This window comes from Massilia genomosp. 1 (genome assembly GCF_011682185.1).
In the GTDB taxonomy this organism is placed as follows: domain Bacteria; phylum Pseudomonadota; class Gammaproteobacteria; order Burkholderiales; family Burkholderiaceae_D; genus Telluria_A; species Telluria_A rubra.
The window spans coordinates 1-15,334 of the sequence record NZ_WHJF01000047.1 but is presented as its reverse complement, the minus strand read 5'-3'; the positions used below and the strand labels follow the sequence as shown (position 1 = coordinate 15,334).

Below are 15,334 nucleotides of genomic sequence, written 5' to 3'. Positions count from 1 at the left end.
CCGGCACACGGAACTTCGCGCACGCCGCACCACTCCAAGCTGTACACGGTTGCGCTGGCATCCGGGTGTTTTTCCCAAGGAGTTTGCGATGCTCGAGCATGTCGACGCCGTATCGTTGGTGCAGTGGCACGACGCCAGGCTGGCCGACGCCCGCTTGCCTGCGCCGGCGAACACGCGCTTGTGGCGCTGGATCGAGTCCAATCACCGTCACAACTGCCTGCTGTGGGATGAAGAAGACCGCGCCCGCCGCACCGATGCCGGCAGCGCCGCCATTGCCGCCAGCAAGCGCCTGATCGACCAGCACAAGCAGTAGCGCAACGATGCGGTCGAATTCATCGACGAAGCCTTGCTTGCGCAGCTGGACGGCATCGCGCTGCACATCAGGGCTGCGCAATCCATGCTGTAAAAATGCGGTATGCTGCCTGCAGTCCACAACATCCACAAGGTTGGCCGCATGCTGCAAATGCCCTCATCGTTTACGCCGCTGATTACGGCGCAATCCCATCCTGACCCGCTCACGTTTGTGTTCCACGGCAGCCGCCTGTTGCTGCGCGAAGCGGATCTGGCGGTGCCTTCCGCAGACGAGCTGGTCCGGCTGGCCCTGGCGGGTACACCCCATCCGGTTGGCCTGTTGGGAGGGCGTTATTGCCAGACATTCTGGTGCGACAATGAGGAGCTGGCCTTGCCGGGTTACGCCTGGCGCAGCATGCGCTCGCTGTTCGGCGCGCTCGATGACGACTTGCTCAGTGTGGCGGGCCGTGCCAGCCAGATTGCCGAATGGGCGCGCACGCACCGTTTCTGCGGCGCCTGCGCCCAGCCGATGCAGCTCAAAGCGGGCGAGCGCTGCTATGTATGCAGCGCCTGCGGGATGATGGCGTATCCGCGCATTTCCCCGGCGATGATGGTGCTGATCCGCAAGGGCGACCATGTCTTGCTGGCATTGCATACAGCATCGGCCGCCAAGCGCTTCACGCCGCTGGCCGGTTTCCTCGAAGCGGGGGAATCGGTGGAAGAAGCGGTGCATCGCGAAGTGTTCGAAGAAGTCGGTTTGCGGGTCCACAACCTGCACTATTTTTCGAGCCAGTCGTGGCCGTTCCCGCATTCCCTGATGATTGCCTTCACCGCCGATTATCTCGACGGCGAGATCCGGGTCGACCCGAGCGAAATCATCGAAGCGCGCTGGTTCGGGCCGCATGACGAATGGCCCGAAAAGGTGCCGCATTTTTCCGTCTCCACCATCCTGGTCGACGCCCACCGCCCGGCCTGACAAGCCCAGGCAGCGGGGCGGGTGCCGGCCCTATGGCTTCGGCCCGGTGCCGCGTATCTGGACCGTGCGCTTCATCAGGTCGAACCAGAACGGGGCGCCGAACAAGGCCGTCGAGGCGGTCAGCGCCCAGCCGGCGATACGGAGCGCGAACTGCCGGTCCATGACCGGCGGAAATTGTTCCCAGCCAATCGGCAAGGCCCACAGCATCTGCAGCGCCTGCGGGTTCAGCGTGGCCGGGGCCGCGCCGATCTGGGCCGCCAGCGAGGGGTGCGCCCACAGCGTGCGGAACAGGTGGATGCTGTCGATGTTGAACAGCGCCGCCAGCAGCAGCGACAGCAACACGCTGATCATCATCGAACGCCGTTTGTAGACGCCCGACACGCGTTCCATCGCGCTGTCGAACCAGCTTTCCACCGAGGCCTGGAAACGCGTCATGTCGCCCCCGGCGCGCTGGTAGATGCTCTGCAGCGCACGCTTGATTTGCGGGTCCGGGAGGGCGTCGATGTCGCGCCCGAGCTGGTCGTAGTCGCCCGGAATCGACTGCACCGCGTCGATCAGGGCAATCGCGAAATGCTCGGGCTTGATGTAGGACGGCTTGGCGCCGATGTGTTCTTGCCCCGGCCGGGCCGGGTTGCCGTGCGGATTGACCAGCGCGTGCGCGTACAGGGTGCGCGCCAGGGCGCTGAAATCCGGATCGTTGAGCATGCTCTTGATGCCTTCGAGCAGCCCGCGTGCGCGCAGTTTCAGCGCCGACGCCAGCGCTTCCTGCACCGTGCTGACAATCAATGCCACTGTCGCGTAGCAAAAGGTCAGGCCAACCGCCACTTCCAGGACTGTGCTGCCGAACATAGATCCTCCCGATGAGTTTGCAAGGGGTTTGCTATCTCCGACGCTAGCCCAAAGGCGAGCTGCACGGCACAGCTTTGCTCAACAAAACGGGGCGCTGTAGCGCGCCTGCCACGCTCAACGGGGGAACAGTCCGCCGAGCGCATCCTTGACGCGGTCTTTCAGTTTTTCCTTGCCGCCAGCCGGGATGCCGGCGCCTGCCTTTTGCGCCGCTTCGCTGCCGAGCGCGGCCACATCGACTTGCCACGTCATCTGCGCCAGCGGGCCGCTGAGCGCGACCGGCACCGTCAGAGCGCCCAGGGTGCCGATCGCGGGACTGTCCTGGCCGCCGGGGCCCGGTATCACCGTGCAACGCAAGCGCGCATCGATGGTGGCATGCGCGAGGTCGAGCTGGCCTTCGCCGCCAATGCGCAGCAGCGCGGTGCTCGCAGTCAAATCGGTATTCTGGGCAACGCCGCGCTCGATCCGGAAACTCGCGCTCAGTTCGCCAAAGCCGGTCGATTCCGCCTCGCTGCCCACGCCGGCGGCCGCCTTGGCCTCGCGCACCAGCCGGCCCAGGTCGATGCCGGCGATGACGCCGTCGCGCAGGTGCAGCGCCGCCGTGCCAGCGAGTGCTTCGCGCAGGGCCGTGCTGCTGGCGCCGCGCGTGTTCAGGTCGAGCTTGACATCGCCACGGCCGCTCAGTGGCGTCTTGCCGGTGGCATCAAGCAACAGGGGACCGAGCGAGATGCCGCGCAAGTCTTGCACCAGCGCCATGCGCGGCGTGCTGGCGTCGTCCGAGAAATCGATGCTCAGCGCGCCAGTGCCGTTGCCGCCGTACAGCGTGGCCGAGAGCGGCTTGATGCTGGTCTTGCCTGCGTCGGCCAGCAACACCGCATGCACGTTCGCGGCGCGCAGGCCGCCCACGGTCAGCTCGCCCACTTGCAAGGTGCCGCTGGCGCGCAGCCGGGCCAGCGCCGACAGGTCGATGGGCTGGTCCGGCGCGCTGCTGCCTGCCGTGTCGCCAGCCGTCGCGCCAAGCGGCGCGGTAGCCGAGGCCGCCTCCACCGTGCCCGTGCGTGCGCGGTAGCGCGCCAGGTCGACCCGGTCGATATCGATGTCGAGCTGCAGCAGGCCGCCGCGCAGCGCGCCTTTGCCGCTCACGCTGCTGTCGTCGATCTTGCCTTTGAGCGCGGCGGCGATCGCTTCCTTGCCGAAGTCGATCTCGATGCTGCCTTTCAATTTGGCGCGCGACTCGATACCGGCCCGGCTGGACAGGTCGAGATTGGCGTCGAGCTCGGTCATCGCCACCCGGCGCGTGTCGCGGTCGAGCGAAAAGCCGCTTTCGAAAATGAGCACGGTGTTGAGCGCCGGCTTGTCGACGCCGATATTGGCCGACAGCGCCACCCGGCTCGGCACCCCGTGCGCGATCGGCCCGGAATCGATGTTCAGGCGCGCGATGTCGACCACGCGCCCGGCCTTGCGGTCGTCGAAGCGCAGGTGGGCGTTGTCGACCCGGATGCTGTCGACCGCGAAGCGCACCTTGGCCGGGCCGGCGCCGGCATTGCCGGCCGCGCCCGCCTGCTGGCCGGGATGTTTGACGCGTGCGGCGGTCAGGTCGTCGATATTCATGCTGCCATCGGTCTGGCGCACCAGGGTGGCGCGCATGCCGCGCAGTTCGATGCGGTCGACCACGACTTCCTGGCGCAGCAGCAGCGGCAGCAGCGCGAACGACAGGCGTACGCTGTCGAGTGCGGCGAATTCGCCCTTGCCTCCCAGTTCCGACAGGCTCGCCTTGCCCAGGTTCACGCCCAGGCGCGGATACAGCGCCAGCCGGATATCGCCGCCGATGGTCAGCGTGCGCCGGGTCTTTTCGTGTACCCGCTCGACGATGGCGCTCTTGTAGGCGTTCGGGTCGAAGCGCGCCGCCACGATGCCCACGGCGCTGCCCAGCACCAGCACGGTGGCGCCCAGCGCGATGACGGCGATCCTGATGCGTGCTTGCATGGCGAAACTCGGAGGCTGGAAAGGCGTCGAGTGTAGCACCGGGCAAGCCCGATGGCATGCCCCTGTTTTCGATATACTTTCGCCATTTTCAACACTCCCGGAACCGGAATATGGCGAACGACGCTAACGCGCAGGCAACCACCGTCATCGGCTGGCATCACGATGCCGACGCCGCTTTTGCCGAGGCGCGCGCCACGGCCAGGCCGGTGTTCCTGTATTGGGGAGCCATGTGGTGTCCGCCCTGCAACCGGCTCAAGGCGTCGGTGTTGTCGCAGCCCGGCTTTGGCTCGCTGGGGACTGCGTTCGTCCCCCTGCATCTTGATGGCGATGCTGCCGGCGCGCAGCGCGCCGCCGATCGTCTGCAACTGCGCAGCTATCCGACCCTGGTGCTGTACCGCCCCGACGGCGCTGAAATCACGCGCCTGCCATGCGAACTGACAGGGCCGCGCTTCCTTCACCTGCTGCAACTGGCGCTGGCGGCGCCGTTGACCGCGTCGGAATCGCTGCAGGCCGCCCTGTCGGGCCAGCGCGCGCTGGCGGCCGACGCATGGCGCCTGCTGGCGTGGTATTGCTGGGATACCGACGAAGACCGGTTGCTGGCCGGCCGCGACCTGGCCGCCACCTTGGCCATCTTGCGCGCGGCTTGCGACGAGCCCGCATCGGCACTGCGCCTGGCATGGCACGCGCTGCACGCGGCGGTCGCGGCCAAGGCCGCGCCGGACCAGTACCAGGCCAGCGCCATGCTGCTGCGTACGCTGGCCGACCCGCAAGCGGTGCTGGTGCAGGTCGACCTGGTGACCGGCTACGCGGTCGAGCTGGTGCGCGGCTTGACCGCGCCGCAGTCGGCGCCGCGCCTGGCATTGACGGCGGCATGGTCGGACGCGCTGGAGCAGCTGGCATCATCCGACGCCCTGAGCCCGGACGATCAACTGTCCGCCTTGCGCGTACGGGTGCGCATGGCGCGCCTCGGCAGCCCTGTTGCCGGGCTGGACGCGGCATCGCTCAACGTGCGTATCGGCATGGCCCTGGCCAGCGCCAATGACCACGTGCGGCGCCATCAGATCCTCAACACCGCAGCCGGCCTGCTGGTCGATGCCGGCCTGCCGGACGAGGCCGAGGGCCTGCTGCTGGCGGCCGTGGCTTGCTCGCTGGCGCCGTTCTACTTCATGCACACGCTGGCGAGTGTCGCCAAAAAACGCGGCGACACTGTAGCCATGCTCGACTGGTACCAGCGCGCCTGGGAACAGTCCAGCGGCCCCGCCACGCGCCTGCAATGGGGCGCCACCTTCCTGCTGGCGCTGCTCGAGGCCACACCGGCCGAGGCGGGCCGCATCGGCGCCGTCGCCGCCGCGCTGCTGCCCGGGCTGGAAGGCATGCTCGACGCCAACTGTGGCCGCAACGGCGCCCAGCTCACACGCATGTTGAGCAAGCTGACCGGCTGGAATGGTGCCAGCGAGCAAGTCGAAATGTTAAAAAAGTCCTTGTCGGCGCACGTCAAGGAATAAATTTAGGGAACCTGTTCCAGATCAGACCCTCAAATGATATTTGAGGTGAAAGACGATGGCACGACCCGAGTTCGCGAGCGACGTTTCGCGCGAAGAGTTTGAAGCGGTACGCGGCATGCTGGAAGCGGCGCGCCGCAAGACGCGTCCGCGCAAGCACGATTTGTACGATGTGTTTTGCGCAATGTTGTACTTGCTGGAAACTGGCAGCGCCTGGCGCGGCGTGCCGGAGGGCTTCCCGCCCTGGCGCACGGTGCATGAATATTTTACCCAGTGGACGGCGCGCCGGCCCGGTGAACCGATGTTGCTGGAAGTCGCGCTCGAGCAGGCCGGCCGCCCGGCCACCGTCGCGGCCCTGCACAAGGTACTGGGACGCCGTTAGCCTGGCGCCGGTTCGGCCCCCGCAGCAGCCGCAGGCGCCGCTGCGGCTGCCTTTTCGAACGTCACTGTTTTTTCATCGATGAAAAAGGTGCCGACCGGCTGCCCCAGCGCAGTCGGCTTCGGCTCGGCCAGCTGGGTGCAGGTGAGCGTATCGATCTGGATCAACTCGCCGCTCGAGCGCACCGAATACACATCGTCGCCGTTCGAGAACAGTTCGACCGACACCTCCTCGAGCGGTACGCTTTCCATCGGAAACGCGCGCTGGCATTCCGGCATGTGCGAGGCCACCAAGGTGAGTGTCATCTGCTTTTTCCAGAAGTATTCCTGCTCGGCGCGCACGGTGATCACGTGCTCGTTGCTGCTCTCGGTAATGTAGTAGGTGGCCGAGCCCTTGATGCAGCCGGCCAGCAGCAAGGGCGTCAGTACAATCGCGAACCTGCGCATGATCGCTTTCCTGTGGAGTAATGCCAGCAAGTATAGATCAGAACTCGGTGCCCATGGTCAACGACAGGCCCGCGCGGCGCGGCCTCGGCAACGTGCTTTTGAACTCCGGCGAACGGCGCGACACGCGCAGTTGCAGGAACCAGGGGCCGTGCCGCCCGCTGCGCGTGTAAGGGAAATTGAAGCGCATGCCGGCGCTCAGGGCGCGTACAAAATTGCGCCGGCCCGCCATGGCGTCGTCGCCGGCATGGCGGTCGTTCAGGAAGGCATGTTGCTCGCGCATGCGCGCTTCCAGGCTGCCGAACGCGGCGCATTGCAGCCACGGCACCACGCAGGTCGGGGACGAGGACGAGGACAAGGAGCTGGTGGCGAACGGCGGCAAGGGCGTGTCCAGGGCGCTCCGTGCCAGCAGGCGCGCCATTTCCAGCGGCGCGGCGGAGGCCCCGTCGTGCCCCAGCATGATCGTCAGGCCGCCCACCGCGTAGTTGCTGTCGTTGCCGTTAGCCATGCCCCACCAGGCGCTGGAGGACAGGCGCAGCGCGCGTCCGAGTCCGACTGCGGCCGGCTTCGTGATGCGGGCCGCCGCGCCGGTGTAATAGCGCGGCGGCTCGGTCAGCCAGGCGCTGTCGGCGATGCCGAAGCGGGCCGGGTCGTCCGGGAAGCGCGGCTGCGCCATCGCAGCGCCGCAGGAAAGGGTGAGCGTGGCCGCCAGCCACGCTAAAGATGCACTGGGTAAAGTAGCCATGACCGTCACCGCCTCGTTGAAAAATACTACGGAGGAGTTCGATTTTAGGCGCGCCGCGCCGGCCCGGTTTGGCATGGCGCAGGTGCGCCGCGATGGCCTGCCGACACAGTAAGATTAGTGCCGCTTGTGCTTCCAGAAGCGATCGAGCAGCGGCTTGACGCTGGTGCCATGCACGACGATCGAGAGCATGATGACAACCACCGTAATCTGGATCAGCTCGCGCGTAAGCGAGGCCGGCAGGCCGTGGTTGAGGGCATACATCAGGTAATACAGCGAGCCGATGCCGCGCACGCCGAACCAGGCGGTAATGCCGCGGATGCGCAGCGAGCTGTCCGAGCCGGCCAGGCCGATCATCACGCTCAGCGGCCTTGCCACGGCGAACAGGAACAGGGCCGTGCCGACGCTGCGCCAGTTCCAGTCGTGCAGCGACACCATGCCGCCCAGTAGCAGCACCAGGGTCAGTTCCGACAGGCGTTCCAGATGCTCCTTGAACACCAGCGACTCGGCGCTGACGGTCAGCGGCACCTCGACCGGCGGCGCCTCGGCGCTTGGCGCTCCGGCGCCCGGATCTTCCCTGGCTTTTTCGGGCACCAGCAAGCCCTGGCGGTCCTTGTGGGCGCCGGACAACACCAGTTCCGTCTGGCGCAAGGCCACGCCGGCGAAAAACACGGCCAGGAACCCCCAGGCCACGAACACCACGCTCAGGCCGTAGACGACGCCGATCAAGCCCAGGCCGACCAGGTCGTCGAGCACTTCGTGCTTGGGGTCTTTGCCGCGCAGCATCCATCCGATGCGGCCCAGCGCCGCCCCGCCCAGGGTGCCGATGGCGATCGCGGCCAGCGTGGCCCAGAGCACGTCGACCAGCACCCAGCGCCAGCCGAAGTCGCCCAGTTCATGCGCGCCGAGCAGGCCCAGGCCCAGCATCACGAAGGGGAAGGCCGAGCCATCGTTCATGCCCGCTTCGCAGGTGAGGGTAAAGCGCAGCCGGTCGCGGTCGTCCGGATGGCGCACCTGGACGTCGGTCGCCAGCACCGGGTCGGTGGGCGCGAGGATGGCGCCGAGCAGCACGCCCGCGCCCAGCGGCAAGTCCAGCACGTAGTAGCAAAAGGCGGCAATCAGGCCCACGCTCAGGCTCATCGAGACCCAGGCCAGGCGGATTGCCGGCATCCAGCGCTGGCGCGAGATCGGCACCGGCATCTTGACCCCGGCCGAGAACAGCGAGACCAGCACGGCGATTTCGGTGAGGGTTTCGAGCAGGTGCGCTTGCTCGACCGGGCTGAAGGTGAAGATGCCCAGCACCATCGGCCCGAGCCCGAGCCCCACGCCCAGATAGACGATGGCCGACGTGAATGGCAGGCGTGAAATGCTGGTGGCCATCAGGCCCCGCGCCAGCATCAGGCAGCCGATCAGGATGAACCAGTGGGTAGTCGTCATGAGAAGCTTCGGCGCGAGGATGGGAGTGGGCCGATTCTACAGAAGACAACTGTTTCCCTGCACGCTGTTGCCGTACGGATCGAAGCTCCCGTGGCGTGCGCCCGCCAACAAAAAAGCCGGGACAATTTCCCCGGCCGCTCCCCCGGCGCGCAGGCTGCCAGCGCGGCACCAGGCGGGTTGCCTGGCGCGTCGCCTAGCGCTGGTAGGCGCCGATATCGATCGGCGCGTCCTTGTCGCGCGGCTTGCCGGCGATGTCGGCCGCAGCCGCGTGCTCGCCGGTACCGTGGCCGACCCCGGGCGAGCCGGCGCGCAGGCGGAAGTCGGGCAGCGCGCCTTTGCCGTAGCGCATGAACTCGGGCGCTTGCGCCACCGTGCCCAGGTGCTTGAGGCCATTGTTCAATTGCCAGTCGGCGGCGGCGTTCAGGTACACCAGGTTGTTACGGTAGCTGTTATGCGGGCCGGTCGATCCCTGTTCCGAAATGCCGTATTTGTTGTCGTACACGATGTTGTTGTGGACGTTGGTGAAATCGTTCGGCCCCTTGATGTAATAGGCGTCGCCGCCGCCGACCAGGATGCCCGTCATCGAGCGCGCGATCGTGTTGTGGCTGACGATGACGTTGGTGGCGTCGTGCCACATCTGGATGGCCGCGCCGCCGATGGTAAACAGCACGTTGTTGGTGACGCTGCCGGTGGTGCTCATGTTGATGCCCTGCACGAAGCGACAGTCGGTCGGGCCGATGTCATGCACGGTATTGCCGCTGACCGTGCTCAGGCGGCCCTTGTAGTAGCTGTCGACGCTGATCCCGGCCGCGCCGGCGCTGGTGCAGGGCACGTCCTGGCCGACGTGATGCACGTGGTTGTTGCGGATCTGCGAGTCCGAGCCGGCGTTGTAGATGCCGTAGGTCCAGCGCACGCCGCCGTGGGCGTTGCGCCCGTCGACCTGGAAGCCGACGATGTCGACGAAGTCGCCACGGTTTTCCCAGGCCATCTTGGTGAGCGAGCCGCGCGGCGGCACCAGGCGGGCGCCGCCGCGCATGGTGGAGATGTACGAAATGCGCCGTCCGGCGCTGCCGCTCATGGTGGTGCGAAAGCCGCCCGCGTAGGTGCCCGGCGCCACATGCACGGTCGTGCCGGGCAGGGCGACCCTGGAGGCGCGCACGATGGTTTCGAAGGGCTGGGTCGCGGTGCCGGGATTGGCATCGGAACCGTTGCTGGCGACGTAGTAGTGGTAACTGGCGCCCTGCGCGGCAACGCTATCGGCAGAGGCGCTGGCCGCTGCAAGCGGCAGGGCCAGGCCGACGAGCAGCGCCGCCGGCAGAAGTGGGTGGTGGGGCCTGGATCGGTTCATCAACAAAGTCCTTTTTGCCGGATCGTGCTGGGAGGTGGAGGCGGATGCCGGAATCGAACCGGCTTCCCCAGCTTTGCAGGCTGGTGCATTGCCATTTTGCTACTCCGCCATGAAGCTAGTGTCCACCCGCGCCGGTCCGCGCTGTGCCGACTGGATCAAACAAACTGTTTGTACGGCGCCCAAAGAAAAGCGGCCCGCGCGGGGCCGTTTTTGCTGTGGCAGCCAAAGAAAAGCGGCCCGCGCGGGGCCGCTTTTGCTGTGGCAGCCAAAGAAAAGCGGCCCGCGCGGGGCCGCTTTTGCTGGAGTGAACGCTGCCGCTTACTGCGCGACCGCCTGGTCGTCGGCGCCGGTCGCGCCGCCTTCGGCACGGTGGTAATTGTTGATCACATAGCGGCTGGCGAGGTTGGCCACGCGGGTGAGCATCAGGTTGTCATGCACACCGAGGGTAAAGCCGGCCGACATGGCGCCGGCGCGCTGGAAGAATTCGGGATTGGCAATTTTTCGGCCCTTGTTGTCGGTGATGTTCAGGCGCAGCAGCACGCCGGAACTGCCGGCCAGCGGCCCCAGGAACACGCGCTTGGCGCCGCGCTTGAAGCTCATCTGTTCGATGACGGGCTGGATCACCAGGGTGCGGCCGTTGGCCTTGCGCGCGTTCCATTCCAGCAGCGAGGCCGACAGGTCTTTTTGAATATTCGCCTCGATCTTGTTCAGCCCATCCGGATCGGCCCTGGCATCGGGTCCGAACACCACCGGCCGCACGTCGATCCGGCCGAACCCCGAAAACGCTTCGGAGGGCGGCGGATTATTGGTCGAAGAAGCCTTGATTTTGGTGGCGCCGCAGCCTTGCAGCAATACCGCACCAAACAGGCATGAAGCAAACAGCACTGCTTTGGAGGTAATGTTCATGTAATTCCTTCGTGTCGTCGTTTGTATAAGGGGCCGGCAGGTGCGGACAGTGGCGATAATATAGTAAATCGATCAGCATTCACGAATAAATAACTTCCCGGCGGAAACACAACACAGGCTGGAACAAGCCGGGCCGGGGCCCGTCTTGCCTAGTGTAAGCGACACCATGAAGGGCGGGAATCAGGTATATTTCATTTTTACCGATAGCTATCAGAATCGTCAGCGGAAGATAGCGGCGGGACTGCGCCAGACGTGTATTGAGCGCCCCTGGCTTGAATGTCCGGGGCCGGCGCCATACCTGGAAACCATGATCGTGCTTGATGCCCCAGTCCCCGCCGATGAAAGCGCGCGCATGGCCGCACTGTGCGGCCTGAATATCCTCGACACGCCGCCCGAAGAGCGCTTCGACCGCATCACGCGTACCGCCCAGCGCACGTTCGGCTGCCCGATCGCGCTGGTTACCCTGGTCGACAGCGAGCGTCAGTGGTTCAAATCGCGGCGCGGTCTCGAGGTGCCTGAAACGCCGCGCAATATCTCGTTCTGCGGCCACGCGATCCTGCGCGATTTTCCCTTCATAATTCCCGACGCGGCCCTCGACCCGCGCTTTGCCGATAATCCGCTGGTGCTCGGCCCTCCGCATATCCGTTTTTATGCCGGCATTCCCCTGCGCGCCGCCAATGGCGCCTTGGTCGGCACCCTGTGCCTGATCGACCAGGTCTCGCGCAGCTTTTCCGACGACGATCTGGCCACCCTGTGCGACCTGGCGCAATGGGCCGAACTTGAACTGAATGTATGCACCATCAAGCAGGCCACCCGGATCAGCCGCGAAAAGGAAGCGCGCCTGCAAGCCATCGTGGAACACGCGGGCGACGCCATCATCACCATCGACGATCACGGCCTGGTCGAAACTTTCAATCCCGAGGCGCAGCGCCTGTTCGCTTACCGGGCCGACCAGATGATCGGCGCGCCATTCAATGTGTTAATCGCGCGGCATTACCGCGCCGCCGCCGGCGCTTATGCGTACGCACTGGCGCGCGACGGCATCGGCGAGGGCGTGCGCATCAACCGCCAGGTTGTCGGGCAGCGCAGCGACGGCACGCGTTTTCCGGCCAACCTGGTGGTCAGCGAAATGCATATCGACGGGCGCCGCGCTTTTACCGGCCTGGTCCGCGATATTTCGGCGCGGCGCCGCAATGCCGATGAAATGAAACGCCTGAACCGGCGCCTGGCGGAAACGCTCAGCCTGCAGCAGGCGATTTTGAACAGCAATAACTACGCCATCATTTACGTGAATGCGCATGGCCAGGTCATCATGTTCAACGATGGCGCCCAGCGCATGCTCGGTTATTCCGAAGCCGAGATGCGCACCCAGGCTTCGCTGCTGGTGCTGCACGACCCGGCCGAGCTGGAAGCGCGCGTGCATGCGCTCTCGCTCGAACTGGGGCGCCCGATCCGCCCCGGCCCCGAGATGTTCATCGCCAAGGCGCGCGCGGGCATTCCCGATGAAACGCAATGGACCTATATCCGCAAGGATGGCAGCCGGCTGCCGGTGCTGCTGTCGATTTCCGCCGTCTGGGACGATGAACACGCGCTGGCGGGCTTTGTCGGCATCGCGCAGGACATCAGCGAACGCAAGAAAATGGAAAACATGAAGAATGAATTCATTTCCACGGTCTCGCATGAACTGAGAACCCCGATGACCTCCATCAAAGGTTCGCTCGGCCTGCTGGCCGGCGGCGCGGCGGGAGAAATACCGGTGCGCGCCAAGGTCCTGCTCGATATCGCCAGCAAGAATTGCGACCGCCTGGTGCGCCTGATTAACGACATTCTCGATGTCGAGAAAATCGAATCCGGGAACATGCGTTTCGAACCGGTGGTGCAGCCCTTGCGGCCGCTGGTGGAGCAAGCCATCGCCGCCACCCACGCCTTCGCCTCGCCCTTTCGCGTCAGTTTCGACCTGCGCTCCGATAACGGCGAATTGATGGTCGCCGCCGATTCCGACCGGCTGATCCAGGTGATCGTCAACCTGCTGTCGAACGCCGCCAAATTCGCGCCCGCCGGCGGCGTGGTCGAGGTGCGCTTGCTGCGCCTGCCCGGCTATGCGCGCCTGTCGGTGACCGACCACGGCCCCGGTATTCCGGTCGGGTTCCGCGAGCGCATTTTCCAGAAATTTGCCCAGGCCGATGCGTCGGACAGCCGTCCGAAAGGCGGCACCGGCCTCGGCCTGAATATCTCGAAAGCGATTATCGAGCGGCATCGCGGGCGCATTGATTTCGTCAGCGAATGCGGCGTGCGCACCGAATTTTTCTTTGACCTGCCGCTCGCGGCGCTGGCGCCATCAACGCCTTTTTCCAGGACGCCCCTTTCATGACCGACCTTTCCCTTGTCCTGTACGTCGAAGACGATCCCGATATCCAGACCGTGGCCCAGATGGCGCTGGAGATGGTCGGCGGCTTTACTTTGCGTACCTGCAGCTCCGGGCGCGAAGCGCTGCTGGCGGCGGCCGAATGCCAGCCGGACCTGCTTTTGCTGGACGTCATGATGCCGGGGATGGATGGCATGGCGACCCTGGCCGAACTGCGCAAGCTGCCCGGCACCAGCGCCACCCCGGTCATTTTCATGACGGCCAAGGTGCAGGCCAGCGAAGTGGCGCATTACCGCTCGCTGGGCGCCATCGGCGTGATCGCCAAGCCGTTCGATCCGATGCAATTGCCAGTGCAGGTGCGCGCATTGTGGGACGAGGCCATGGGATGAGCGCGCCAACCGACCTGCAAGCGAAGCTGGCCTTGCTGGCGCAGGGATTTCGCACGCGCCTGCCGGCCCGTTTCGCGCAGATGAATGCGGCGTATGCGCTGTGCCAGGGCGATTTGACCGACAGAACGCACTGGGAGGAGCTGTACCGCTTGTTGCACTCGCTGGGCGGCGCGGCCGGCACGTTCGGCGCGGCCGAGATGGGGCTGGCGGCGCGCCGCATCGAAAAAAAAATCAAAACGATGCTTGCCCAAACCGATTGGAGCATCGAGAATCTGAATGATATCGGCGCCGACCTGGCAGCCCTTGCGCACATGATGCCGCCCGCGCCGGCCGCGTGAAGACATCGCAGGCACGAAGAGGACATCATGGATACATCGACGATCTACAGCAAGACTTCCAAAGGCATGACGGAGCTGAAAAACGGGTGCAAGAACCTGTCGCGCGATCCGGCCCGCGTGCTATCGATGATTAACGGACGTTCCAGCGTACACGATTTTCTCGCGCTCGGCGGGATGCCGCTCGTCAAGCTCGTCAGCGAACTCGACGCGCTCGCCAAACAGGGCCTGATCCGCGTGTTCGGCGGCGCGCAGCACACCCTGCCCGCCGCCCGGCAGCAGCTAGCCTTGCACGAGGATGGATTCGCGTTTTCGGACATCCTGCCGACCCTCGACGTGACCGAGCTGAGCCCGCAAGAAAGCGTGGAAGCCTGGGCCCAGGCGCGGCGCGGCGCCACGGAGTTGAAAAATACCGGGTTCTATTCTTACGGGAACAAGGCGCAAATAGGCGCGAGCAAACATGCGCTGACCGCCCTGGTGGTGGAAGATGATGATGAACTGTCGGAATTGCTGGTGGTGTTGCTGAGCGAGAAGGGCTTTACCGTGCATGCGGTCGGCGACATGAACGATGCGCTGGCGGTGATGCACACCGCGATGGCGCCCGATCTGGTGCTGCTCGACATCGTCTTGCCCGGGCTCCCCGGCAAGGATGGCTTCGACCTGCTGGCCGCGATCCGCCGCAACGAGGGCTGGGCCAAGGCGCCGGTGGTGATGGTGACCTCGGAGGTATCCGACGACCAGGTCATGAAAGGCTTGAAGACCGGCGCCGATGCCTACATTTTCAAACCCTTCAAATGGGAAACGCTGTATTCCTGCATCCAGAGCGTGGTCGGGATCTGAGGCGGGCGCGCAGGGCCGGCTTGCCGCCCCGGCCTTGTCCTTCATTGCAGTGAGCGCGCAAGACGTCGCATCGCATTTCATCCGCATCGTTGATCTCCTCCCCGGCCCGTCTTTGTCCCCTTGCGCACATAGCGCCCGCTGCGATTCATCGCCAGCCAGAAAGAAAGCTTGCGTGTTGGCTAGCGAGCGCTCAGAAAATGCCTACACAGCTAGCCTGAATTTTGCACAAAAAAGGGCAAGAATGCCGTAAGTGATTGATAGAATGGGAGTTATCTAAAAACCTACCCTATCAGCACGAACACACCTTGCCCGACATGAATTCTACCCTAGAGCAGCTCCGTTTTGCATCCATTCCCGCTCATAGCGTTCGCGCCGATTTCGCCGGCGGCGGCTTGTCGTCCGACCTCGGTCCGGTTTTGCTACGTGGTGTCGACCTCCAGATTGGATTGACCAAGCGCCTCGCCGCAGCCTTGCCTGACCGCCGTCATCAGAGCTATGTCGACCATTCTTATCACGATATTTTGACGCAACGTATCTACCAAATCGGCT

15 protein-coding genes, 1 tRNA gene and 1 pseudogene are annotated in these 15,334 nt (G+C 65.1%); 9 read left to right on the top strand and 8 right to left on the bottom strand.

The features are described 5' to 3' along the window. The first annotated feature begins 88 nt into the window (after window positions 1-88). Window positions 89-313: a DUF4254 domain-containing protein gene (locus tag F1735_RS17995; protein WP_167238216.1), complete on the top strand. Its 225-nt coding sequence runs from the start codon at window positions 89-91 to the stop codon at window positions 311-313. Between the two features lie 141 nt (window positions 314-454). Then, entirely contained in the window at window positions 455-1,267 is an 813-nt protein-coding gene (nudC, locus tag F1735_RS17990) for an NAD(+) diphosphatase (RefSeq protein ID WP_167238240.1), read from the top strand. A 30-nt stretch (window positions 1,268-1,297) separates the two neighbouring features. Here nudC and F1735_RS17985 read toward each other — a convergent pair whose 3' ends face one another. Further along, window positions 1,298-2,116 carry a hypothetical protein gene (locus F1735_RS17985; protein WP_167238215.1) on the bottom strand — a complete coding sequence of 273 codons (819 nt, stop codon included), beginning with the start codon at window positions 2,114-2,116 and terminating at the stop codon, window positions 1,298-1,300. A 114-nt stretch (window positions 2,117-2,230) separates the two neighbouring features. After that, window positions 2,231-4,099 (bottom strand): AsmA family protein, encoded by a 1,869-nt coding sequence (locus F1735_RS17980; RefSeq protein ID WP_167238214.1) that lies wholly within the window; start codon window positions 4,097-4,099, stop codon window positions 2,231-2,233. A gap of 110 nt (window positions 4,100-4,209) precedes the next feature. Here F1735_RS17980 and F1735_RS17975 point away from each other — a divergent pair, with 110 nt between their 5' ends. Further along, the gene (locus F1735_RS17975) at window positions 4,210-5,604 is read left to right on the top strand and encodes a thioredoxin family protein (RefSeq protein ID WP_167238213.1); all 1,395 of its coding nucleotides are present in this window, start codon (window positions 4,210-4,212) and stop codon (window positions 5,602-5,604) included. 55 nt (window positions 5,605-5,659) lie between these two features. Continuing rightward, window positions 5,660-5,935 (top strand): annotated as a pseudogene (locus F1735_RS17970) (transposase); the annotation flags it as partial. A gap of 44 nt (window positions 5,936-5,979) precedes the next feature. Here F1735_RS17970 and F1735_RS17965 read toward each other — a convergent pair. From F1735_RS17965 to F1735_RS17940, 6 genes are all read right to left on the bottom strand, one after another. Then, complete coding sequence (locus F1735_RS17965; protein WP_167238211.1) at window positions 5,980-6,426, bottom strand: hypothetical protein; 447 nt, start codon at window positions 6,424-6,426, stop codon at window positions 5,980-5,982. Between the two features lie 37 nt (window positions 6,427-6,463). Then, window positions 6,464-7,168, bottom strand: coding sequence for a hypothetical protein (locus tag F1735_RS17960; RefSeq protein WP_167238210.1), 705 nt, complete (start codon window positions 7,166-7,168; stop codon window positions 6,464-6,466). Window positions 7,169-7,282: 114 nt separating this feature from the next. Then, window positions 7,283-8,602, bottom strand: coding sequence for a cation:proton antiporter (locus F1735_RS17955; protein WP_167238209.1), 1,320 nt, complete (start codon window positions 8,600-8,602; stop codon window positions 7,283-7,285). Between the two features lie 193 nt (window positions 8,603-8,795). Then, on the bottom strand, window positions 8,796-9,950 hold the full coding sequence (locus F1735_RS17950) for a DUF1565 domain-containing protein (protein WP_167238208.1): 1,155 nt from the start codon (window positions 9,948-9,950) through the stop codon (window positions 8,796-8,798). 35 nt (window positions 9,951-9,985) lie between these two features. Then, window positions 9,986-10,059, bottom strand: a tRNA-Cys gene (locus F1735_RS17945). A 209-nt stretch (window positions 10,060-10,268) separates the two neighbouring features. Then, entirely contained in the window at window positions 10,269-10,856 is a 588-nt protein-coding gene (locus F1735_RS17940; protein WP_167238207.1) for a hypothetical protein, read from the bottom strand. A 313-nt stretch (window positions 10,857-11,169) separates the two neighbouring features. Here F1735_RS17940 and F1735_RS17935 point away from each other — a divergent pair, with 313 nt between their 5' ends. From F1735_RS17935 to F1735_RS17915, 5 genes are all read left to right on the top strand, one after another. Further along, window positions 11,170-13,227, top strand: coding sequence for a PAS domain S-box protein (locus F1735_RS17935; protein ID WP_167238206.1), 2,058 nt, complete (start codon window positions 11,170-11,172; stop codon window positions 13,225-13,227). Continuing rightward, window positions 13,224-13,610, top strand: coding sequence for a response regulator (locus F1735_RS17930; protein WP_167222315.1), 387 nt, complete (start codon window positions 13,224-13,226; stop codon window positions 13,608-13,610). Before F1735_RS17935 ends, F1735_RS17930 begins: the two co-directional genes overlap by 4 nt. Next, complete coding sequence (locus F1735_RS17925) at window positions 13,607-13,948, top strand: Hpt domain-containing protein (protein WP_167238205.1); 342 nt, start codon at window positions 13,607-13,609, stop codon at window positions 13,946-13,948. Before F1735_RS17930 ends, F1735_RS17925 begins: the two co-directional genes overlap by 4 nt. Window positions 13,949-13,975: 27 nt before the next feature. Further along, window positions 13,976-14,785: a response regulator gene (locus F1735_RS17920; protein WP_167238204.1), complete on the top strand. Its 810-nt coding sequence runs from the start codon at window positions 13,976-13,978 to the stop codon at window positions 14,783-14,785. 314 nt (window positions 14,786-15,099) lie between these two features. Continuing rightward, window positions 15,100-15,334: transposase (locus F1735_RS17915; RefSeq protein ID WP_222853017.1), on the top strand; the 235-nt coding region annotated here is incomplete at its 3' end.